At 68.6% G+C, this 19,979-nt stretch carries 22 protein-coding genes; 11 read left to right on the top strand and 11 right to left on the bottom strand.

Going from position 1 to position 19,979, the window contains the following annotated elements; translation table 11 throughout:
- Positions 1–394: 394 nt before the first annotated feature.
- On the top strand, positions 395–1,255 hold the full coding sequence (locus ACFY0T_RS33905) for a calcium-binding protein (RefSeq protein WP_388879287.1): 861 nt from the start codon (positions 395–397) through the stop codon (positions 1,253–1,255).
- A gap of 118 nt (positions 1,256–1,373) precedes the next feature.
- A complete protein-coding gene (locus ACFY0T_RS33900) occupies positions 1,374–2,138 on the top strand; it encodes a calcium-binding protein (RefSeq protein ID WP_388879285.1) in 765 nt (254 codons plus the stop codon).
- A 137-nt stretch (positions 2,139–2,275) separates the two neighbouring features.
- On the opposite strand, the gene ACFY0T_RS33895 is transcribed toward ACFY0T_RS33900, so the two are convergent.
- Positions 2,276–4,675, bottom strand: a complete 2,400-nt coding sequence (locus tag ACFY0T_RS33895; RefSeq protein WP_388879282.1) for an HAD-IC family P-type ATPase — start codon at positions 4,673–4,675, stop codon at positions 2,276–2,278.
- A 153-nt stretch (positions 4,676–4,828) separates the two neighbouring features.
- On the bottom strand, positions 4,829–5,116 hold the full coding sequence (locus tag ACFY0T_RS33890; RefSeq protein WP_388879278.1) for a DUF2530 domain-containing protein: 288 nt from the start codon (positions 5,114–5,116) through the stop codon (positions 4,829–4,831).
- 305 nt (positions 5,117–5,421) lie between these two features.
- Here ACFY0T_RS33890 and ACFY0T_RS33885 point away from each other — a divergent pair, with 305 nt between their 5' ends.
- Entirely contained in the window at positions 5,422–6,873 is a 1,452-nt protein-coding gene (locus ACFY0T_RS33885; RefSeq protein WP_388879275.1) for an NCS2 family permease, read from the top strand.
- A gap of 56 nt (positions 6,874–6,929) precedes the next feature.
- On the opposite strand, the gene ACFY0T_RS33880 is transcribed toward ACFY0T_RS33885, so the two are convergent.
- The gene (locus tag ACFY0T_RS33880) at positions 6,930–7,112 is read right to left on the bottom strand and encodes a ribbon-helix-helix protein, CopG family (RefSeq protein ID WP_388879272.1); all 183 of its coding nucleotides are present in this window, start codon (positions 7,110–7,112) and stop codon (positions 6,930–6,932) included.
- A gap of 143 nt (positions 7,113–7,255) precedes the next feature.
- Between ACFY0T_RS33880 and ACFY0T_RS33875 the strand changes: the two genes are divergently transcribed.
- From ACFY0T_RS33875 to thpR, 3 genes are all read left to right on the top strand, one after another.
- Positions 7,256–7,693 carry a MarR family transcriptional regulator gene (locus tag ACFY0T_RS33875; protein ID WP_362519914.1) on the top strand — a complete coding sequence of 146 codons (438 nt, stop codon included), beginning with the start codon at positions 7,256–7,258 and terminating at the stop codon, positions 7,691–7,693.
- A gap of 131 nt (positions 7,694–7,824) precedes the next feature.
- Positions 7,825–9,285, top strand: coding sequence for an MFS transporter (locus ACFY0T_RS33870; RefSeq protein WP_388879269.1), 1,461 nt, complete (start codon positions 7,825–7,827; stop codon positions 9,283–9,285).
- A 251-nt stretch (positions 9,286–9,536) separates the two neighbouring features.
- Complete coding sequence (gene thpR, locus ACFY0T_RS33865; RefSeq protein ID WP_388879266.1) at positions 9,537–10,109, top strand: RNA 2',3'-cyclic phosphodiesterase; 573 nt, start codon at positions 9,537–9,539, stop codon at positions 10,107–10,109.
- A gap of 175 nt (positions 10,110–10,284) precedes the next feature.
- On the opposite strand, the gene ACFY0T_RS33860 is transcribed toward thpR, so the two are convergent.
- The 3 genes from ACFY0T_RS33860 to ACFY0T_RS33850 are packed head-to-tail and all read right to left on the bottom strand — an operon-like array spanning position 10,285 to position 12,347.
- A complete protein-coding gene (locus tag ACFY0T_RS33860; RefSeq protein ID WP_388879263.1) occupies positions 10,285–11,277 on the bottom strand; it encodes an aldo/keto reductase in 993 nt (330 codons plus the stop codon).
- Positions 11,278–11,307: 30 nt separating this feature from the next.
- Positions 11,308–11,541 (bottom strand): DUF397 domain-containing protein, encoded by a 234-nt coding sequence (locus ACFY0T_RS33855; protein ID WP_388879260.1) that lies wholly within the window; start codon positions 11,539–11,541, stop codon positions 11,308–11,310.
- Positions 11,538–12,347: a helix-turn-helix domain-containing protein gene (locus ACFY0T_RS33850; protein WP_388879257.1), complete on the bottom strand. Its 810-nt coding sequence runs from the start codon at positions 12,345–12,347 to the stop codon at positions 11,538–11,540. The genes ACFY0T_RS33855 and ACFY0T_RS33850 overlap by 4 nt, the downstream gene beginning before the upstream one ends.
- Positions 12,348–12,430: 83 nt before the next feature.
- On the opposite strand from ACFY0T_RS33850, the gene ACFY0T_RS33845 reads away from it, so the two are divergent.
- From ACFY0T_RS33845 to ACFY0T_RS33835, 3 genes are all read left to right on the top strand, one after another.
- A complete protein-coding gene (locus ACFY0T_RS33845; protein ID WP_388879254.1) occupies positions 12,431–12,850 on the top strand; it encodes a hypothetical protein in 420 nt (139 codons plus the stop codon).
- A gap of 135 nt (positions 12,851–12,985) precedes the next feature.
- A complete protein-coding gene (locus ACFY0T_RS33840) occupies positions 12,986–13,753 on the top strand; it encodes an SAM-dependent methyltransferase (RefSeq protein ID WP_388879251.1) in 768 nt (255 codons plus the stop codon).
- A gap of 40 nt (positions 13,754–13,793) precedes the next feature.
- Complete coding sequence (locus tag ACFY0T_RS33835; RefSeq protein ID WP_388879248.1) at positions 13,794–13,946, top strand: transposase; 153 nt, start codon at positions 13,794–13,796, stop codon at positions 13,944–13,946.
- Positions 13,947–13,968: 22 nt separating this feature from the next.
- Here the strand turns inward: ACFY0T_RS33835 and ACFY0T_RS33830 are convergent, their stop codons facing one another.
- Complete coding sequence (locus tag ACFY0T_RS33830) at positions 13,969–15,069, bottom strand: nuclear transport factor 2 family protein (protein WP_388879245.1); 1,101 nt, start codon at positions 15,067–15,069, stop codon at positions 13,969–13,971.
- 148 nt (positions 15,070–15,217) lie between these two features.
- On the opposite strand from ACFY0T_RS33830, the gene sigJ reads away from it, so the two are divergent.
- The gene (gene sigJ / locus ACFY0T_RS33825; RefSeq protein WP_388879242.1) at positions 15,218–16,156 is read left to right on the top strand and encodes an RNA polymerase sigma factor SigJ; all 939 of its coding nucleotides are present in this window, start codon (positions 15,218–15,220) and stop codon (positions 16,154–16,156) included.
- 76 nt (positions 16,157–16,232) lie between these two features.
- Here the strand turns inward: sigJ and ACFY0T_RS33820 are convergent, their stop codons facing one another.
- The 3 genes from ACFY0T_RS33820 to ACFY0T_RS33810 all read right to left on the bottom strand — a co-directional run bounded on the left by ACFY0T_RS33820 (position 16,233) and on the right by ACFY0T_RS33810 (position 18,232).
- Positions 16,233–16,838 carry a GNAT family N-acetyltransferase gene (locus ACFY0T_RS33820; RefSeq protein WP_388879239.1) on the bottom strand — a complete coding sequence of 202 codons (606 nt, stop codon included), beginning with the start codon at positions 16,836–16,838 and terminating at the stop codon, positions 16,233–16,235.
- 39 nt (positions 16,839–16,877) lie between these two features.
- Positions 16,878–17,459 carry a Uma2 family endonuclease gene (locus ACFY0T_RS33815; protein WP_388879236.1) on the bottom strand — a complete coding sequence of 194 codons (582 nt, stop codon included), beginning with the start codon at positions 17,457–17,459 and terminating at the stop codon, positions 16,878–16,880.
- An 89-nt stretch (positions 17,460–17,548) separates the two neighbouring features.
- The gene (locus ACFY0T_RS33810) at positions 17,549–18,232 is read right to left on the bottom strand and encodes an SGNH/GDSL hydrolase family protein (protein WP_388879233.1); all 684 of its coding nucleotides are present in this window, start codon (positions 18,230–18,232) and stop codon (positions 17,549–17,551) included.
- Between the two features lie 158 nt (positions 18,233–18,390).
- On the opposite strand from ACFY0T_RS33810, the gene ACFY0T_RS33805 reads away from it, so the two are divergent.
- The gene (locus ACFY0T_RS33805) at positions 18,391–19,368 is read left to right on the top strand and encodes a WD40 repeat domain-containing protein (RefSeq protein ID WP_388879230.1); all 978 of its coding nucleotides are present in this window, start codon (positions 18,391–18,393) and stop codon (positions 19,366–19,368) included.
- Between the two features lie 83 nt (positions 19,369–19,451).
- Here the strand turns inward: ACFY0T_RS33805 and ACFY0T_RS33800 are convergent, their stop codons facing one another.
- Positions 19,452–19,859 (bottom strand): PPOX class F420-dependent oxidoreductase, encoded by a 408-nt coding sequence (locus tag ACFY0T_RS33800; RefSeq protein WP_388879227.1) that lies wholly within the window; start codon positions 19,857–19,859, stop codon positions 19,452–19,454.
- Between the last annotated feature and the right edge of the window lie 120 nt (positions 19,860–19,979).

The raw sequence follows: 19,979 nt of genomic DNA, 5'->3' as shown, positions 1-19,979 counted from the left end.
CTCAGGCGCGACGGCTGGTTCGGCTGACGGGACCGCCGGTTCGGCTGACGGGACCCGTCGGTTCGGCCGACGGGACCCGTCGGTTCGGCTGACAGGGCCGCCGGTTCGACTGACGGGACCGTCGGTTCGGCTGACGGGACCGTCGGTTCGGCTGACGGGACCGTCGGTTCGGCTGACAGGGCCGCCGGTTCGACTTTGGCGGGCGGCTTACGCATGTCTTTACAGCAGGTGTCTCATCGACGTCCTTGCAAGATGGTTGAAATTTCTCCACGACTCGTACAACCAACCACTTCAGCCGCATGTCTGATCACTTGAGTCACCAGACTCCTAGATCACTTGGGCACCGCGGAGACGACGACGACCCGGGGTGCCCCTTCTCCTCCTGGGGAACAACATGCGCATTCGTGCCACTGCGGCCGCCGCGACTCTCACCGGCGCCCTGGCTCTTACCGCTCTCGCCCTGCCGACCGCGCAGGCCGCCGACGCCCCGGCCTTCGACAAGCCGGCTGCCGCGTCGGTCTTCGGTTCGCACGCGAAGTCGGCGTTCGCCGCGACGGCCGAGGCCGCCGAGCCGACGGTTTCGAACGTCACCATCAACGCCGGCAAGGAAATCGTGATGGGCACGGCCACGGTGAAGACGATCAACGTCTCGCTCACGGCCTCGCACGCCGCCGGCATCGAGGACGCCTACATCGACCTGTGGCATGGCACCGACCTGGACCACGTCGACGGCTACCTGGGCCCGAACGAGGACGCGGCGACCTGCACCGCCTCCAGCGCCACCACGTCCACCTGCAAGCTGACGATCACCGTCGACCCGCAGGTCGACCTGTACAAGAACGCCCTGTCGGGTGCCTGGCACGTCACGGCGGCCGCGCTCGCGGGCGACGGCAGCATCTACGCCAACGACTTCTACAAGAACCACTACGTCAAGCGGTACTCCAAGCTCACCGTGAACGCGTCGCCGGAGCCGGTCAGGAGGGGCGCCACCCTCACGGTCACCGGCAAGCTGACCCGCGCCAACTGGGAGACCGGCACCTACACGGGTTACGGCACCCAGAAGATCGCGCTGCAGTTCCGCAAGGCCGGCACCAGCACGTACACCACCATCAAGACGGTGACCGCCGACTCGACCGGCTACGTGAAGACCACCACCACGTCCACCACGGCCGACGGTTACTGGCGCCTGAGCTACGGCGGCAGCGCGACGACCTCGTCCGTCAACGCCACGGGTGACTACGTCGACGTGCAGTAGTCGCGTGTCCGGTTCCCCGCGTCCTGTCAGGAGGGCGCGGGGATCCGTGTTTCCCGACATGAATTTCCCGCGGCGCTTCAGGGGGAGCGCCGCCCCGACTCCCTGGGGGGAAAGCACCATGCGCAAGCGCACCACCACCGTTGCCCTGCTCGCGGCCTTCACGGCGGCAGGCGCCGTGCTGGCGCCCGCGGCGTTCGCGGACGGCAGCCAGGGCGACACGACGATCACCAAGGTCGTGGTGAACGGCGGCAAGAACGTCGTCATCGGCGCGACGACCGCCAAGACGTTCACCGTCTCGGTCACGGCGACCGACAACGAGGGCATCGCGGGCGCCGACATCACGCTCAACGGCCCGAACTACGGCATCTTCACCACGTCCTCGGTGACGTGCGTCGCCGCCAGCGCCACGACCTCGACCTGCTCCGCCTCCTTCACCGTCGACCCGCGGGTGTACGACATCAGCAACGACCAGGCGGGCACCTGGTACGTCGACGCGTGGGTCGACGCCAAGGGCGACGACTCCAACTTCATCTGGAAGGAGAAGGCGGGCAGCTTCAAGGTCCAGCGGGCCTCCAAGCTGACCGTGAACGCCTCGCCGGAGCCGGTGGTGAAGGGCAGGACCGTCACGGTCACGGGCAAGCTCTCCCGCGCCAACTGGGAGGACGGCCTGTACCACGGCTACACCAACCAGTCCGTGAAGCTGCAGTTCCGCAAGGCGGGCACCAGCACCTACACGACGCTGAAGACCATCACGTCGGACTCGACGGGCAACCTCAAGACCACCACCACGGCCGGCGTCGACGGCTACTACCGCTTCAGCTTCGCGGGCACCTCGACCACCCCGGCGGCCAACGCCACGGGCGACTACGTCGACGTGCAGTAAGACGGGCGATACCCGCGCCTCTCAAGGGGCGCGGGGCTGTGTCGATATGCGGCTCCGCCGCGTGGGCGCGACCAGCCACGACGCTCCCGCAGATGACAGGCGGCGTCAGCCTTCCTGGCCGTGCCTGTCGCGGAGCGCTACGCGGGAAAGCGGCGGTCGACCCACCTCCACAGGAACTCCAGGGAGGCCGCTGCCACCGCGGAAATACTCACCGCGATCCACGGCATCGTCGTGCCGACCAGCTTCAGCGCGAAGAAGTGCTGGAGCCCCGGCACCATCAGCACCACCAAAAACGCCCCGCCCATCGCGGCGACGAGGCAGATCCGCCACCAGGTGTACGGCCGCGCGATGATCGCGAGCACCCACATGGAGATCAGGAACAGCGTCAGCGTCGCGGCGCTGGTCTCCGCGTCCAACGAGCCCTCACCGGTGTAGTAGTGACGGGCAATCAGATAGGTCGCGAAGGTGGCGACCCCGGCGACGGCCCCGCCCGGGATCGAGTACCGCATCACCCGCCGTACGAAGTGGGGTCTCGCGCGCTCCTTGTTGGGGGCGAGGGCGAGAAAGAACGCCGGGACGCCGATGGTGAGCGTCGACAGCAGGGTCAAGTGGCGTGGCAGGAAGGGGTATTCGACCTGCCAGCACACCACCAGGATGGCCAGCAGCACCGAGTAGACCGTCTTCACCAGGAAGAGGGTCGCGACCCGGGTGATGTTGCCGATGACCCTCCGGCCCTCCGCGACCACGGAGGGCAGCGTCGAGAAGCTGTTGTTGAGCAGGACGATCTGGGCCACCGCCCGGGTGGCCTCCGAGCCCGAACCCATGCTCACACCGATGTCGGCGTCCTTCAGGGCGAGTACGTCGTTCACGCCGTCGCCCGTCATCGCCACCGTGTGCCCGCGTGACTGCAGCGCGCCCACCATGTTCCGCTTCTGCTGCGGGCTGACCCGCCCGAACACCGTGCCCTTGTCCAGCGACTTCGCCATCTCCACCTGCTCGTCGGGGAGGTGGCGCGCGTCCACGACCGAGCCGCTGAGCCCGAGCTTCCCGGCCACCGCGCCGACCGACACCGCGTTGTCGCCGGAGATGACCTTGGCCCTGACGTCCTGCTCGGCGAAGTAGCGCAGAGTGTCCGCCGCGTCCGGGCGCAGCCGCTGCTCCAGGACGACGAGTGCGGTGGGCCGGGCGCCGTCCTTGACCTTGGCATCGTCGAGGTCCTTCGAGGCCCGGGCGAGCAGCAGTACCCGCAGCCCTCCCTCGTTCAGCCGCTCGGTCTCGGTGAGCGCCGGGTCCCCGTCGGGCAGCAGGACGTCGGGGGCGCCGAGCAGCCAGGTGCTCGACTCGCCGTTGCCCTCGCTGAAGGTGGCGCCGCTGTACTTGCGGGCGGAGGAGAAGGGCAGCGACTCGGTGCAGCGCCACTCCTCGACGTCCGGGTATGAGTCGATGATCGCCTGCAGGGAGGCGTTCGGCCGCGGGTCCGACTCGCCGAGCGCGCCGAGGACCTTGCGTACGTACGTCTGGTCGGCGCCCTGGAGCGGCCGCAGCTCGGTGACGTCCATGCCGCCCTCGGTGAGGGTGCCGGTCTTGTCGAGGCAGACGGTGTCGACGCGGGCGAGCCCCTCGATGGCGGGCAGCTCCTGCACGAGGCACTGTTTCCGGCCGAGCCGGATGACGCCGATCGCGAAGGCGACGGAGGTGAGCAGGACGAGCCCCTCGGGGACCATCGGCACGATCCCGCCGACCGTCCGCGCGATGGAGTCCTTGAAGCCGTGCTCCTTGACGACGAGCTGGCTGATGACCAGGCCGATCGCGGTCGGGATCATCATCCACGTCACGTACTTGAGGATCGTGGAGATACCCGTACGCAGCTCGGAGTGGACGAGGGTGAAGCGTGACGCCTCCTCGGCGAGCTGGGCGGCGTACGCCTCCCGCCCCACCTTCGTCGCGGTGAACGCGCCGCCGCCCGCGACCACGAAACTGCCCGACATCACCTCGTCGCCCGGCTGCTTGACCACGGGGTCGGCCTCACCGGTGAGCAGCGACTCGTCGATCTCCAGGCCGTCGGCCTCGGCGCAGCTGCCGTCGACGACGACCTTGTCGCCGGGCCCGATCTCGATCAGGTCCCCGAGCACGATCTCCGAGGTGCTGACCGTGACGGCGACCCCCGCTCTGCGTACGGTCGGTTTCGCCTCGCCGATCACCGCGAGCGAGTCCAGGGTCTTCTTGGCCCGCCACTCCTGGATGATGCCGATCCCAGTGTTGGCGATGATCACGTACCCGAAGAGGCTGTCCTGGAACGGCGCCACGAACAGCATGATCAGCCAGAGCACGCCGATGATCGCGTTGAACCGGGTGAAGACGTTGGCGCGGACGATCTCGCCCATGGAGCGGCTGCTGCGCACCGGGACGTCGTTCACCTCGCCGCGCGCGATCCGCTCGGCCACCTCGGCGGCGGACAGCCCCTGCACCCGCGCGGAGGCGGGTATGGGCACAGGGTGAACGGGATCGAGTTCGGCGCCCGCGTCGATGTGCGTCATGCATTCGACGGTACGTGCGGATATACGGCTTCACCTGCCGAGTGCCCCAAAGATCCGACCAGGGGAGGACGGCGGCGCGGCCGAGTGATGCCCTGGTTGTAGGGGGAGCCGCTTACTCCGCGGCGGTGGGCGGTTGCCAGGCGGCAGTTGCCGTTACTCGGCGGCGGTGGCGGTCCGGCCCGTGGCCTCCGTGGTCGCGGCGGCGTCGTGCTTGATGGCGGCGTCGCGCCTGCGGACGTACCAGATACCGATCAGGCCGAGACCCGCGCCGGCCAGGCACGTCCACAGCCACCACAGATGCCCGTGGTCGTCGAACCAGCCGTAGAACGGCAGCTGCACCAGGAAGAGGACGAACCAGAGGATCGTGCCGCCCGTGATGGTGGCGACGACGGGGCCCTCCAGGGGCTCCGGCGCCTCGTGCTTGGGGGTCCACTTCGCCATGTGCACAGCTTACGAGGCGTTCCTCTCCACAAGGGCGTGACCCTTGTATACCAACGGTCTACGCGCGGAGATAGCGATTTCGACCTCATATGTTCATACTGAAACGGTCTGAGTCTGGCTCTTTCTGTTCGTACGAAACACCAACGGAAACAGTCAAGAAACCTGCTGGTGATCGCGTAACAGCCAGACTCGATCAAGTTCCCAGCCCGGCGCCCTCCCCCACTCTCGACTCCGCTCGAGCGGGGGGACCCCATCGTCAGGGCGCCCGTACTGGCCCCGCAAGGCCCCGCACTATGAGGTCACGCATGTCCACCTCGGCCGTCACCAAGGCCCCCACCCCAGAGCAGCCGGAGCCGCGGCCCGCGCAGGGCGCCCTGGACCGCTACTTCAAGATCTCCGAGCGCGGCTCCAGCATTCCGCGTGAGATCCGCGGCGGTTTCGCCACCTTCTTCGCGATGGCCTACATCATCGTGCTGAACCCGATCATCCTGGGCAGCGCGAAGGACATGTACGGGCACCACCTGGACAACGGCCAGCTGGTCACCGCGACCGCCCTGACCGCGGCCTTCACCACGCTCCTGATGGGTGTCATCGGCAATGTGCCGATCGCGCTGGCGGCCGGTCTGGGTGTGAACACGGTGGTCGCGCTCCAGCTGGCGCCCCGGATGTCCTGGCCGGACGCGATGGGCATGGTGGTCCTCGCGGGCTTCCTCGTGATGCTGCTGGTGGCCACCGGTCTGCGTGAGCGCGTCATGAACGCCGTGCCGCTGGGGCTGCGCAAGGGCATCGCGATCGGCATCGGCCTGTTCATCATGCTGATCGGCCTGGTCGACTCCGGCTTCGTCACGCGGATCCCGGACGTCGCGCAGACCACGGTCCCGCTCCAGCTCGGCGCCGACGGCCACCTCAACGGCTGGCCCGTCCTGGTCTTCATCCTCGGCACCCTGTTCACTCTCGCGCTGATGGTGCGCAAGGTGCCGGGCGCGATCCTCATCTCGATCGTCACGATGACCGTCGTCGCGGTGATCATCAACGCCGTCGCCACGATTCCGTCCTGGGGTCTGACCACCCCGAAGTGGCCCGGCAACCCCGTCGCCACCCCGGACTTCGGCCTCGTCGGCAAGGTCAGCCTCTTCGGCGGCTTCGACAAGGTCGGCGTGCTGACCGGCATCCTCTTCGTCTTCACCGTGCTGCTGTCGACCTTCTTCGACGCGATGGGCACGATCATGGGCATCAGCGACGAGGCCAAGCTGACCGACGCGCAGGGCCAGATGCCCGGCGTCAACAAGGTCCTCTTCGTCGACGGCATCGCGGTCGCCGCGGGTGGCGCCACCTCCTCCTCGGCCACCACCTGCTTCGTGGAGTCCACCGCCGGCGTCGGCGAGGGCGCCCGCACCGGCTTCGCCAACGTCATCACCGGCGCGCTCTTCGCCGTGGCCCTCTTCCTGACCCCCGTCGCCACGATGGTGCCGTCCCAGGCCGCCACCCCCGCGCTCCTCGCGGTCGGCTTCCTGATCATGTCCCACTCGATCAGGGAGATCGACTGGGACGACTACACGATCGCCATCCCGGCGTTCGTGACGATGCTGATGATGCCGTTCACCTACTCGATCACGAACGGCATCGGCATGGGCTTCATCACCTTCGTGGTGCTGCGGCTGGCCGCCGGCCGCGGCCGCGAGGTCCCGGTCGCGATGTACGTCGTCTCGGCGGTGTTCGCCTTCTACTACCTGATGCCGGCGCTGGGTCTGACGTAAGCCGCAGTGGGTGTACGGGGTCTCACGTGACCCATCGGCTCGCATGACCCATCGCCTCATGTGACCCCGTAGAACTTCTCCGTCTCCTCGACCGCGGCCTGGAACCGCTCGTCGAAGTCGTCGCGAATGAGCGTCCGGACCACATAGTCCTGGACGCTCATTCCGCGTTTGGCGGCGTGGTCTCGGAGCCGGTCGAGCAGCTCCCCGTCTATCCGCAGGCTGAGCACGCTGGTCCCCATGAAGTCGAGGGTCGCCGGACCCCGGCGGGCGAGGGGTCACTTTCGGGAGCGGGCTCACTCGTATGAGTGATGTCGGGGTTCAGTGGCGCGGTTCACGGGCATTGCGGTGGTCTTTAGGGAGGGTAATGAGTTACGCTAAAGACATGCCTGACCTCACCCATGGCGACGACGAGGCCGCCGTGAACGCCTTGCGCTCCGCAGTGATGCGGTTGTCGCGTCGACTCAAGCACCAGCGAGTCGACGAGTCGCTGAGCCCCACCGAGATGTCGGTGCTCGGCACCCTGGCCCGCTGCGGCACCGCCACGCCGGGCGAGCTCGCCCGCAAGGAGCATGTGCAGCCGCCCTCCATGACGCGCATCGTCGCGCTGCTCGAGGCCAAGGGTCTCGTCAGGCTGGAGCCGCACCCCGAGGACCGGCGCCAGAAGGTCGTGACGCAGACCGACAAGGCCGAGGCGATGCTCGAAGAGAGCCGCCGCAAGCGGAACGCGTTCCTGGCCGGACTGGTCGAGGCCCTCGACGAGGACGAGTGGGCGAAGCTCCGCGAGGCCGCCCCCGTCCTGGAGAAGCTCGCGCATCTGTGACCCCCGGCGGCCCTCTCCCGGGGGGCCGCTCCCACGTTCAGAGCACCATCCGTCAGAGCACCATCCGTTGAGAACATCGCCGACGCCCTCCCATGACGCCGACGTCACGACTGCCTAGGAGGCGAGCCCCTTTGAGTACGGGACCCGGAGCAGATTCCGCCCCCGCACCAGCCACCCACGACTCCTCGTCCGCCCCCGATTATTCGTCCGCCTCGGACACGTCCGCCCCCGACCGTTCGAACGGTGCTTCCCGCACCTTCTCCCGTTCGACCGGTGCCTCCGGCGCCACCCCCCGCTCGCCCCGTTCCTCCTCGATGTTCAGCTCGCTGAAGATCCGGAACTACCGCCTGTTCTTCCTGGGCCAGGTCGTCTCCAACACCGGCACCTGGATGCAGCGCATCGCCCAGGACTGGCTGGTGCTGAGCCTGACCGGCTCGTCCGCCGCGGTCGGTATCACCACCGCGCTGCAGTTCCTGCCGATGCTGCTCTTCGGGCTGTACGGCGGTGTCCTCGTCGACCGCCTTCCCAAGCGGCCCACGCTGCTCGTCACGCAGACGGCGATGGCCGTCACCGGTCTCGCGCTCGCCTTCCTCACTCTCTCCGGCCATGTCCAGGTCTGGCACGTGTACGTCGCCGCCTTCGCCGTAGGCCTCGCCACGGTGGTGGACAACCCGGCCCGCCAGTCCTTCGTCTCCGAGATGGTCGGCCCGGGCCAGCTGCAGAACGCGGTCAGTCTGAACTCCGCGAACTTCCAGTCGGCCCGGTTGGTCGGCCCTGCGGTGGCGGGTCTGCTGATCACGGGCGTCGGCACCGGCTGGGCGTTCCTCTTCAACGGCCTGTCGTTCGTGGCCCCGATCGCGGGTCTGCTGATGATGCGCGCCCGCGAACTGCACGTGGTCGAGCGGGCTCCGCGCGGCAAGGGCCAGCTGCGCGAAGGCCTTCAGTACGTGGCGAATCGCCCCGAGCTGATCTGGCCGATCGTCCTCGTCGGGTTCATCGGCACCTTCGGCTTCAACTTCCCGGTCTGGCTGTCGGCGTACGCGGACGACATCTTCCACGCGGGCGCCGGCGCGTACAGCTTCTTCAACACGTTGATGGCGCTCGGCTCGCTGGCCGGCGCGCTGCTCGCCGCCCGGCGGGGCACGGCCCGGCTGCGCATCCTGATCGCGGCGGCCCTGGCCTTCGGCCTGCTGGAAGTGGTGGCGGCCGCGGCCCCGTCCCTCTGGCTCTTCTCGCTCCTCATGGTCCCGATCGGGATCTTCGGCCTGACGGTCAACGTCACCGCGAACACCGCGGTCCAGATGGCCACCGACCCCGCCATGCGCGGCCGCGTCATGGCCCTGTTCATGATGGTCTTCATGGGCGGTTCGCCGCTGGGCGCGCCCCTCGTCGGCTGGGTCACGGACGCCTACGGCCCGCGCGTCGGCTTCGCGCTGGGCGGCCTGGTGTCGGCGGCGGCCGCGGTCACCGTCGGCCTGGTCCTGTCCCGCGTCGGCGGCCTGCGCCTCGCGGTCGGCTGGCACCACGGCCACCCGCGGTTCCGGTTCGTTCCGAAGGAGCGGCGCGAGGAGCAGCTGGCCGCGGCGGTGTAGTGAGGGGTGGAGGGGCTGAGATTTTCAGCCTGCCCGGCGTTTGAGGACGAGCGCGTTAGCGCGATAGCGGGGGTCTGGGGGCGGAGCCCCCAGGTACGGGACGGGTAGGGGCGGAGGGGGCGAAAACCCTTAGGCAGCACCACCCGCTGTCCCGGCGCGCGTCGCCGATAGGGACGTCCCCCCGGTAGACGGGCCTATCACCATGGTGGGTGGGGGTCGCCGGATGATCCATTCCCTGGAAGGGTGACGCCATGAGACTTTTTGCGGCGGTGCTGCCTTCGGAGGGTGCGGTCCGTGAACTCGCCTCGGAGATGGACGAGTTGGAGCGGCTCCCGGAGGCCGACAGGCTGCGGTGGACGGGCCGCCCCGGCTGGCACTTCACACTCGCGTTCTACGGCGAGGTGGACGAGGAGGTCGTCCCGGACCTGTCGGAACGGCTGGAGCGCGCGGCCCGGCACACGGAGTCCTTCCCGCTGGCACTGCGGGGCGGCGGGCAGTTCGGCCGCGGGCGGGCACTGTGGGTCGGCGCGGAGGGCGACCTGGATGCCCTGCGGCTACTGGCCGACCGGGCCGAGGCGGCGGGGCGGAAGGCCGGCGTGCCGATGGGGGAGCACCGCAGGTACAAGCCCCATCTGACGGTGGCGCGCAGCCGCGACGCGGTCGACGTGCGCCCGTACGTCGAGGCCCTCCACGCCTTCACGAGCCCTACCTGGACGGTGACCGAGCTGTGTCTCGTACGCAGCCGACTTCCGAAATCGGGGGTGCCGAGGGAACATCCGCGGTACGAGGTGGTCGCCCGCTGGCCGCTCGGGGCGGCCGGTTAGGCTCGTTGCGTGGACCCGAAGACCCGTAACCGGATCATGGCCGGTGTGCTTGTGCTGATGTTCGTCGTGGTGGCGGTGGCGGCGGCGGTCAAGTAGACGACCGCCACCGCCCGCTCAAGCGTGCCCTGCCGGGCGGCGACCGGGCGGAGGCCGGGTTGCCAGGCGAAGGACGGGGCTACCAGGCGAACGCCTCCGGAGACGGGCCCGGACCCGGGAAGATCTCGTCCAAGGACGTCAGGACCTCCTCCGACAGCTCCAGGTCGACGGCGCGCAGTGCGGACTCCAGCTGCTCGGCGGTGCGCGGGCCGACGATGGGGCCGGTGATGCCGGGCCGGGTCAGCAGCCAGGCCAGCGCGGCCTCGCCGGGCTCCAGGCCGTGCTTGTCGAGCAGATCCTCGTATGCCTGGAGCTGCGCGCGTACGGAGGGGTTGGCGAGGGCGTCGGCGGCCCGGCCGGACGCCCGGCGCCCGCCCTCGACCTCCTTCTTGATCACGCCACCGAGGAGACCGCCCCCCAGCGGGGACCAGGGGATGACCCCGAGCCCGTACTCCTGCGCGGCCGGGATGACCTCCATCTCGGCGCGCCGCTCGGCGAGGTTGTAGAGGCACTGCTCGCTGACGAGGCCGATGGTGCCGCCCCGCCGGGCGGCGATCTCGTTCGCCTGGGCGATCTTGTATCCGGGGAAGTTGGAGGACCCCACGTAGAGGATCTTCCCCTGCTGGACCAGTACGTCGATCGCCTGCCAGATCTCCTCGAAGGGAGTCGAGCGGTCGATGTGGTGGAACTGATAGATGTCGATGTAGTCGGTCTGGAGCCGCTTGAGACTGGCGTCGACCGCCCGCCGGATGTTCAGGGCGGAGAGCTTGTCGTGGTTGGGCCACGGCTGGCCGTCGCCGGCCATGTTCCCGTACACCTTGGTGGCGAGGACCACCTTGTCGCGGCGGTCGCCGCCCTGGGCGAACCAGTTCCCGATGATCTCCTCGGTACGGCCCTTGTTCTCGCCCCAGCCGTACACGTTCGCGGTGTCGAAGTAGTTGATCCCCGAGTCCAGCGCCGCGTCCATGATGGCGTGGCTGTCGGCCTCATCGGTCTGCGGACCGAAGTTCATGGTGCCGAGGACGAGCCGGCTGACCTTGAGTCCCGTGCGTCCGAGCTGCGTGTACTTCATGACTCCTTAGCCAACGCGGTGGAGTGCGCTCTAGGCAAGCGTGGCGAGGAAGGTCCTCCAGGTGGCGGGGGTTACCTGGAGGGTGGGGGCTTCGGGGGTTTTGGAGTCGCGGATGTGGATGAGGTCGGGGGTGGGGGCTATTTCTAGGCATTCGCCGCCCTGGCCGCCGCTGTAGCTGGACTTCGTCCACGTCAGCGCGACTTCTACGCACTCGCCCTCGCTGCCGCTGTAGCTGCTCTTGAACCAGCTGAGGTCCGCGCTCATAGCTTCCGTGCCACCTCTTCGATCAGCTTTGCGGATTCCTCCGGGGTGAGGGCCTGCGCCCGCAGAATGCCATATTTGCCGAACAGGTCTCCCAGGTCAGGCTGTTCGCTGACGAAGTAGCCGCCTCGGTGTCCTTCGATGTAGGCGAGCTGACGTCGTTCGGCTGTCTCGAGGAGGATCATGTTGCCGTTCAGCCCGGCGTGCACATCCCGGTCGTGCGGCATGACCTGGATCTCGACGTGGCGGAGTTCGCCGATGGTGAGCACGTGGTGCAGCTGCTCCTTGAGCGCCGCCTTGCCGCCCAACGGACGTGTCAACGTGCTCTCTTCGAGCACATAGCTGACGGTTGGCGTCGGCTTGCGTTCGAAGAGCCGCTGCCGTTCCACGCGTGAGGTCACCCTGCTCTCGACCTCCTCGTCGTCGAAGGTCGGGCAGCGGTTGGAAGCAAAGATCGCCCGCGAGTACGCCTCGGCCTGAAGCGAACCGGGGATCAGATGGGTCTGGTACACGTGGAGAGCGGAGGCCTTCTTCTCCTCGACCAAGTAGTCCTCGGTCCATGGCGGAACTCCGCCCTTCTCGAACTCCTTCTCAGCCAGCAGCAACAGTGCACCTTGTGCACCCAGCACCTGGTCCGCGATCTCGACCAACTTCCCCTTCGGCGACCGTTCACCCCGCTCCACCATCGCCACCTGCGACTTGGAGTAGCCGACGTGTTTGCCCAGCACTTCCTGCGTCATCCCGGCACGCTCACGGAAGAACCGCAACAACGCCCCGAACGACTCCGATCCGCGATCACCGGAGTGCACAACGACCTCCCCAAGTGCACAACCCCACACGGCCCTTGTGAGCCCCTGGTCACAGTATGTGACCGCACGGAAGCATTTGCGGCATGAACGCCAAAGCCTTCCCCCCTGACATCCACTCCTGGATCCCCGCCAGTGGCCACGCCCTGCGCCACGCGGGCATCCACTTCGACGCCCTACGCATCGCCGCACCCCTCGCCGAGCGCGTCGCCGCTGAGCTCATGCTCTGTACGGACTTCGACGCGGGCCCGATCGTCCGCGAACTGACCGGCGAGCGGAACCACTACTTCCTGTTGCCCCCGCAAACCGTGTCCACGCACACGTGGCCCCCCGGCGTGCGTGCCCTGACGCGCGGTGACCGGGGACTGGCGTACGTCGGCGTACCGGCGCTCACGGGCATGACATGGCTGTTGGATTGGCGGTCGGCACCTACGGCCGACGTTCCTTTCGTGGAACCGGAGTTGATGCGGGAAGTGGTGGGGCGGGTGGCCGGCGTCGTGAAGTGACCGTGGGGGCCGCAGGTGGGGGGTGTGGTGGGGTGGCCCGAATCTGCCAAATTGGGGAGGAGGCGGAGGGGCACCTACCGCCCCGCCCCGAAACCCGGTTGTCCCCGACCCCCTGATCCGCTTGGGTCGGATGCCGTGACTGTCCCTGAACTCGCCGCGCTCGTACGCCCGGAGCGCTACCCGCGCTCCTCCGCCTACGACCCCGCCTGGCTGCTCGGCCTCGACATGGGCCCGAACCCGCTGTGGCTCCTGGAGGACCTCGCCCGGGACCTGGATCTGCGGCCCGGGATGCGGGTTCTGGACCTCGGGTCCGGGAAGGGAGCGACGTCGGTGTTCCTCGCGCGGGAGTACGGCGTACAGGTCGTCGCGGCCGACTGGTGGGTCGGGGCGGACGAGGCGGCGGCCGTCTTCGCTGCGGCGGGCGTCGGCGGGCAGGTGGAGGCCGTACGGGCCGAGGCGCATCAGCTGCCCTTCGAGGAGGGCAGCTTCGACGCGATCGTGAGCATCGACGCGTTCGAGTACTTCGGTACGGCGGACAGCTATCTGCCGTATCTCGTCAAATTCCTCCGGCCCGGCGGCCAACTCGGCATCGCCACCCCCGCGTTGACCCGCGAAGTGCGCGAACTCGGCGCGATACCCCCGCACATCAAGGCCCTGGTCGGCTGGGAGGCCATTGCCTGGCACACCGCCGAGTGGTGGCGGTTTCAGTGGGAGATCACCGAGCTGGTGACGGTGACGTCCGCGCGGCTGCAGGAGGACGGCTGGCGGGACTGGCTGCTGTGGAGCCGGGCGTGTGCCGAGCACTTGGAGGAGGGGCGGGCCGCGCACCAGCCCGTCATCGACATGCTGACCGCCGATGCCGGAGAGTTCCTCTCCTTCGCGCTGGTGACGGCCCGGGAGTAGGGCGTGTTTGAGGTGTGGGCTCGGTGCGGGGCGCCCGCCGGTGCATGCCAAGCGGAGGCTGATCGACGGCATCCGGTGGCGTACCCGGGCCGGGGTGCCGTGGCGGGATGTGCCGCCGTTCTACGGGCCCTGGCAGTGCGTGTACTGGCTGTACGCCGCTGGCAGCTCGACGGGACTGGCTCTGAGCCCGTGAGTCAAACGGACCCTGGGCCGGGTCAGTATCCGATGGCCTCTCGGAGAAGCAGCACGGTGCCGCGCCCTGGGCGGGGTTCCGCGTTGAGGATGAGTAGGCGGTTGACGGCGCTGGGCATCCCGTACACCGCCTGGGCGCGGGCGTTCTCCAGCGGGAGGGCGTGCTCCTCGACGCGGCGCAGCGCTGTGCTCAGGTCAGGCACCACCTTCTGCGCGCCGATGATCCAGACCGCGTGGGCGGCGCCGCCCGCGTTGGCAGGGAGTTGGCTGCCGCTGCCCGAGGCAAGAACGAGCGAGCCGGTCTCGGTTGCCGCGGCGACGCTGTTGACGACGAATTCGGGGCTGGCGACCAGCCTTCGGATCTCGTCGGCGCCGGTGGCACGGTCGATGGCCAGGACGCGCGGCCTGATGGCGTCGTACTGGCCGCTGGCGTTGATGTCCTCGTCGATGCCGGACAGTCGGAGGGTCTCGCTGGCACCGGTGAGCACGCTGGCGCCCTCGGGGACCAGGTCCTTGATGCGGGCGCGCGCGGCCGCGGCGTCGTCGAGGATCTCGGCGGCGAAGCCGCCCGCACGCAGCGCGGCGGCTACCCGCTCCAGTCGTTCGGCCGTTGCCGGGTCGGTGAAGGATGCGGCCGGAGCCGGGGTGGCCGTGGCGTCTGCCGGGTTGGTCCCGGAGCCCTGCGCCGCGTGGGGCGCCGTGCCCGCCAGCGGGGAGGTGTCGAGGTACCTGACCTCGTACACCCGCTCGGCGAACTTCCAGCCCTCCGCGGTGCGCTGGTAACGGTCGTGGTAGACGGCGTAGTTCAGACCCTGGCGTCCGTCGAGGGTGCGCGCGAGCTCTTGGATGTAGGCGCGGCCGGTCGCGGTGTCGCCGTCGAGCAGGATCGTGCCGGGGTGTGTGTTCTGTACGAAGAAGTCCCACAGGCTCTGCAGCCGCTCGCCCCCGGCACGGATCTCCTCTCGGCCGACCTGCTCGGCGGGGATGTTGGGCATACGCAGGGCACCGTCCGGTGTGAACAGCGACGCCAGGCGGGGTCGGTCGCGCATCATCACCGCGTCGGTGAACTCGCCGCGCAGTGCCTCGATCTCGACGCGGTCCGCGACGGCCTGGAAGTCGTTCATCAAAGTCCCCTCTGTCTTGTTGTCGTCCTCACCGGTACGACAACGCAGCCCTTCGGAATGTGAGGCGGCGCGTCGGCCTCACAGCCCGGTGCGCTGTCTTGTCGTAACGGGTAGAGGCACAGAAGCGAGCGAGGGAGACGGCCAGACCATGACCACCAGAGCCGAGCCCGGAGACGATCAGAGCGATCCGGGCCTCAGCGCGATCATGAGCGAGCGGCGCCAGCTGATCAACCTCGGCTATCGACTCCTCGGGTCCCTTGCCGACGCCGAGGACGTCGTGCAGGAGACCTACGCCCGCTGGTACGCCATGTCCGCACGGGACCAGCAGGCCATCGAGTCGCCCGGCGCCTGGCTGGTGACGGTCGCCAGCCGCATCTGTCTGAACCTGCTTGGCTCGGCGCGGGCCAGGCGGGAGATGTACGTGGGCGACTGGATCCCGGAACCGCTGCCCGAGCCCACGGAGTGGATCACCGGGCGCTCCGGCGTCGGCGGGATAGACCCGGCCGATCGGGTCACCCTCGACGAGTCGGTGACGATGGCCTTCCTGGTCGTCCTCGATGCGATGACCCCGGCCGAGCGCGTTGCGTTCGTCCTGCACGACGTCTTCCGCTACCCCTTCGGCGAGGTCGCCGAGATCGTCGGCCGCACTCCGGCGGCGTGCCGCCAACTGGCCTCGTCCGCCCGCCGTCGCATCCGCACTGCGCAGACCCCGGCGGGCCCGAGTGCCGGGCAGGCCGGCATCGTCAGGCAGTTCAAAACGGCGTGGGAGGCCAAGGACATCGACGCCCTGATCAGCCTGCTCGACCCCGACGCCACCGCGACCGCCGACGGCGGCGGGCTGGCCGTCACCCACCTGCACCCGATCGTGGGCGGTGAGCAGATCGCACGTGCCTACGCGGAGATCGCCCGTGTGTCGGGCGACCGCACGACGTTCCTGGAGTGCACGGTCAACGGCCTGCCCGGCTTGGTAGCGCAGCAGGACGGCAACATCGCGACCGTGTTCGCCTTCGAGATCGCGGGCGACCGGATCAGGCATATCTGGGCGGTGCGAAACCCCGAGAAGCTCCGTCCCTGGCGGATCAGCTGAGGAGCGATCCGAGACACCGCAGCGATCGGATCGTGACCAGCACCAACCCGCACCGGGCCCACAGCTCGAACACGCCCTAGGAGGTGCTGTCTCCCTTGACGAGTGCGTGCAGGTGCAGGTCGTGCCAGCCGTCCGCGTGCAGCAGTGCGCCGCGCATGGTGCCTTCGAGGGAGTAGCCGGCCTTGGCCGCCACTCGGCAGGACGCCGGGTTGGCCACCGAGTGGCAGAGCTGTAGGCGGTGCAGTCCGAGGTCCTCCAGGGCCCACCGGCTGAGGCGCTTCACGGCCTCGACCACGACACCGCCGCCACGGGCCGCGGGCAGGATCCAGTAGACGATTTCCGCGCTGCCGCCCGTGAGGTCGATGTCGTTCCAGCCGATGAGACCGATGGCCTCGCCGTCGCCGTTGCCGTCCGACCGTGCGATCGCCCAGATCGCGCCCTGCTCGGCCCGCCAGCGCTCGTGCATCCGCGCGATCCTGTTGCGCGCGTCCTCCGGTGACTCCACATGAAGGAGGTTCCATTGCCGAATCGACGGATCCTGGCCGGCGGCCACCAGAGCGTCGGCGTCACCCGGGCGCCAGGGACGCAGCTCCAGGCCGCGAGGAAGGTCGAGCACTGGTTGCGGGTCCTGGGCCATACGACCCGCGGGAACGACGGGAGGTATGGGCGAGTTGGCGATCATCGCGGCATCGTGCCACATGCCTTCCGCCGCGCGATATCTCTAATCCCGGGGGAACTCGTCGGTCTTGAGGGTGAGGCCGAGGAGGGTGGTGGTCAAGTCGACGTCTGCGCCATAGGCGATGGGGAGGTCGCCGAGGTAGTCGCCGTCTTTGGGCTGGGTGAAGAGGCGGCACTTGCCCACGTAGGGGTCGGCGATGAGGAAGACGGGGACTTCCGCCAGGGCGTAGGCCGTCTTTTTGGGACCGTAGTCGTTCATGGCAGTGCCCTTGGAGATGACCTCGGCGATGAACTCGACGTCCTGGTAGCGCCAACGCCCTTCGGAATCCTTCTGGGAGCCGTCGCGCAGTTTCGCTACATCCGGGCAGAGGCCGTTGAGGTGGCCGGGGAAGTCGATGCGTACATCAGAGAGCACCTTTGCCTTCGTGCCGAGGATGGTCAGAAGCTGGAACACGATCGACTGAATGGTCTCCCAATGAACGTCCCGCTGCGGCGACATGTAGATGGTCCCCTCGACGATCTCGGCCTTGTAGCCCTCGGGGACGTTCATCTGGTCGAACATCTCGTCCAGGATCTGTTCGTTGATGGTGGCCATGGCGATCCTGTCGTTCTCGACGACGGTCATAGTGGCGCTCCTCCCCGGCCACCCCCTCGGACGAGTGCAGCCGCGCAGTCCAACGATACGCACGGTGACCAGGCAACGCCGGGAATCGGTCAGGAGGTTTCGGCCGTGTACGGCTCGCCCAGGTCCCAGGCCTGGTACATGGCCTCCGCGAACCCCTCCGCGATCTTGTGCTCGCCGCTCGCGTTCGGGTGTGTGCCGTCGTACGTGTCGAAGTTGATGTCGTACGAGGGCGGCGGGGAGGCCAGGAGGAGGGGGGAGCGGGGCTCGCCGAGGTCGGCGACGGTCTTGGCGAGGAGTTCGTTGAAGGCGGCGACCTCGGCGGCGAAGGGGGCGTCGGACTCGGCGCGGACGTTCGGGATCACAGGGAGCAGGACCATGCGGATGCGTGGGTTGGCGGCGCGGGCCTCTTCGATGAACGTGTGGGCGTTCGCCGCCGTCTGGGGCGCGTTCGTGTAGAAGCCGAGGTCGATCAGGCCGAGGGAGACCAGCAGGACGTCGGCGCGCTGCGCGCGGACCGCCTCGCGTATCAGCGGGGCCATGTGGAGCCAGCCCTCGCCCCAGCCGGCCAGGTGGGCGCGGGGGAAGTCCGGGTCCGCGTACTCGTACGAGTCGGGGGAGTCGGTCGCCTTGTCGTAGAGCGTCTCGCGCGGACCGACGATCTTGAAGGGTCCCCCGTACGTCGCGCGCAGGTGCTGCCACATTCGGTAACGCCATGTGTGTTCGCCCGCGCTTCCGATCGTCATGGAATCGCCGACGGGCATGAACCTGAGCATCCGCTCATCATGGACGATCAGTGGGGGTGGCATGGGCCGTGGGGGTGTGAGGCTGGACACGCCCCGTGGCGTGCCGATGGCCGGGATCGGCGTGGACCCGGGCGGCCCCATGAGCGGGCACTGCGTGAACCGGCCGCCGGGATGGCAGGCTTGGGGCCATGCGCCGATCGCCCTCGCTTCTCGCCGGAGCCGTCCTCGTCGTCGCCCTGGCGGCGCCGGCCGTCGCCGACAGCGCGGACGACCAGTTCACGATCAAGGACCCCAGGATCACCGAGTCCAGCGGACTCGCCGCCTCGCACGCCCACCCCGGCATCTACTGGACCCACAACGACAGCGACGACGGGGCCTACCTCTATGCCGTCGACAGCAAGACGGGTGAGACGGTCGCGACGATCACCATGACGGGGGTCGGCGCTCCCCGCGACGTCGAAGCCATCTCCATCGGGCCGGACGACAACCTCTACGTCGGCGACATCGGCGACAACCTCGGCGGCAAGTGGGACCACGTGTGGATCTACAAGCTGCCCGAGCCGAAGGTGCTCAAGGACCAGACGATCCGCGCCACGCAGTACGTCGTGAAGTACGCGGACGGGCCGCGGAACGCCGAGGCGCTGATGGTTCATCCGAAGACCGGGCGCGTCTACATCGTCGACAAGAACGAGGACGGCGGTCACCTCTACGAGGGCCCCGCCCAGCTCTCCGCCTCCGGCACGAACGTCTTCAAGTCCGTCGCCACCGTCGACCTCTGGGCCACCGACGCCGCCTTCTCGCCCGACGGCAAGGAACTCGCCGTACGCGGGTACTTCGGCGGGATCGCGTACGACTGGAACGGCGGGAAGCTCAAACGGCAGGGGCGGCTCAACGTCCCCCTGCAGGGGCAGGGCGAGTCCCTCACATACAGCCCCGACGGCTCGAAGCTCATGTACGGGAGCGAGGGCGCGGACAGCAGCGTGCAGCCGGAGGACGCGCCCGGGGCCAGTGGGTCCGGAGCCAAGTCACCCTCGGGGGGTGGCAGTTCGGCCGACGGCGGGGGCAACGACAGCGGAATGAGCGGCGGATTCAAGGTCGGTGCCATCGCGGTCGCAGCCGCCTTCGCCGTCGTCATCAGCTTCAGGCGGCTGCTGCGCCGGAGCTGACCGCTCGTTGAAGCTGCTTCTCGAGTACTGCTGCTTGAGTACTGCTCCTCGCATACTGCTTCTTGAGTACTGCCCGTCGGGTACTACTCCTCCATCGGCTTCACTTCGTAGTGCAGCGTCGGCGTCCGCATCACCTTGTGGGCGAGCGGTACGAAGACGCCCTGCATGAACGGGTACTTGCGCCGCAGCAGCTTGGCGGCGTGCTTGTCCTCCTCACTGCCGTGGTCGAGCAGCCGTGCCCGGGCGTGGATCTCGGGCCCGATGGGCGCGCCGCGGAAGGTGGAGGGAGCGATCTCCACCTCCGGGTTGTTGCGCAGGCGTTTGACCTTCCATGTGCTGCCCGGGGTGCGGAAGTACGCGTGGTCACCCTCGACGGCGATGTTCACCGGGGTGCCGACGCCCGTGCCGTCCTTCTTGTGGCTCGTCAGCAGGACGGCGTACTGCTTGGCGAGCGGGGCGAGCTCGGGGCTCGGAGTCGGGGTACTGCTCATGCTCTCCATACAGGCACTGATCGCCGTGATTGTCATCCTCTGGGCGGGAGTTCCTTGGTTCCGCGCGGGGGGCGCGCCTGGGGGGTGGGGGGACGCCGACGGTGACGTGCGCGGCGGCAT

This window comes from Streptomyces sp. NPDC001530 (assembly GCF_042894545.1).
In the GTDB taxonomy this organism is placed as follows: domain Bacteria; phylum Actinomycetota; class Actinomycetes; order Streptomycetales; family Streptomycetaceae; genus Streptomyces.
The sequence above is the reverse complement of the archived record's forward strand: the minus strand, read 5'-3'. Positions and strand labels throughout refer to the sequence as shown.

Bases quoted from the DNA above. Each gene is read 5' to 3' on its own strand.
- ACFY0T_RS33905 (WP_388879287.1), top strand. From the start codon at position 395: ATGCGCATTCGTGCCACTGCGGCCGCCGCGACTCTCACCGGCGCCCTG.
- ACFY0T_RS33900 (WP_388879285.1), top strand. From the start codon at position 1,374: ATGCGCAAGCGCACCACCACCGTTGCCCTGCTCGCGGCCTTCACGGCG.
- ACFY0T_RS33895 (WP_388879282.1), bottom strand. From the start codon at position 4,675: ATGACGCACATCGACGCGGGCGCCGAACTCGATCCCGTTCACCCTGTG.
- ACFY0T_RS33890 (WP_388879278.1), bottom strand. From the start codon at position 5,116: ATGGCGAAGTGGACCCCCAAGCACGAGGCGCCGGAGCCCCTGGAGGGC.
- ACFY0T_RS33885 (WP_388879275.1), top strand. From the start codon at position 5,422: ATGTCCACCTCGGCCGTCACCAAGGCCCCCACCCCAGAGCAGCCGGAG.
- ACFY0T_RS33880 (WP_388879272.1), bottom strand. From the start codon at position 7,112: ATGGGGACCAGCGTGCTCAGCCTGCGGATAGACGGGGAGCTGCTCGAC.
- ACFY0T_RS33875 (WP_362519914.1), top strand. From the start codon at position 7,256: ATGCCTGACCTCACCCATGGCGACGACGAGGCCGCCGTGAACGCCTTG.
- thpR (WP_388879266.1), top strand. From the start codon at position 9,537: ATGAGACTTTTTGCGGCGGTGCTGCCTTCGGAGGGTGCGGTCCGTGAA.
- ACFY0T_RS33860 (WP_388879263.1), bottom strand. From the start codon at position 11,277: ATGAAGTACACGCAGCTCGGACGCACGGGACTCAAGGTCAGCCGGCTC.
- ACFY0T_RS33855 (WP_388879260.1), bottom strand. From the start codon at position 11,541: ATGAGCGCGGACCTCAGCTGGTTCAAGAGCAGCTACAGCGGCAGCGAG.
- ACFY0T_RS33845 (WP_388879254.1), top strand. From the start codon at position 12,431: ATGAACGCCAAAGCCTTCCCCCCTGACATCCACTCCTGGATCCCCGCC.
- ACFY0T_RS33830 (WP_388879245.1), bottom strand. From the start codon at position 15,069: ATGAACGACTTCCAGGCCGTCGCGGACCGCGTCGAGATCGAGGCACTG.
- sigJ (WP_388879242.1), top strand. From the start codon at position 15,218: ATGACCACCAGAGCCGAGCCCGGAGACGATCAGAGCGATCCGGGCCTC.
- ACFY0T_RS33820 (WP_388879239.1), bottom strand. From the start codon at position 16,838: ATGATCGCCAACTCGCCCATACCTCCCGTCGTTCCCGCGGGTCGTATG.
- ACFY0T_RS33815 (WP_388879236.1), bottom strand. From the start codon at position 17,459: ATGACCGTCGTCGAGAACGACAGGATCGCCATGGCCACCATCAACGAA.
- ACFY0T_RS33810 (WP_388879233.1), bottom strand. From the start codon at position 18,232: ATGCTCAGGTTCATGCCCGTCGGCGATTCCATGACGATCGGAAGCGCG.
- ACFY0T_RS33805 (WP_388879230.1), top strand. From the start codon at position 18,391: ATGCGCCGATCGCCCTCGCTTCTCGCCGGAGCCGTCCTCGTCGTCGCC.
- ACFY0T_RS33800 (WP_388879227.1), bottom strand. From the start codon at position 19,859: ATGAGCAGTACCCCGACTCCGAGCCCCGAGCTCGCCCCGCTCGCCAAG.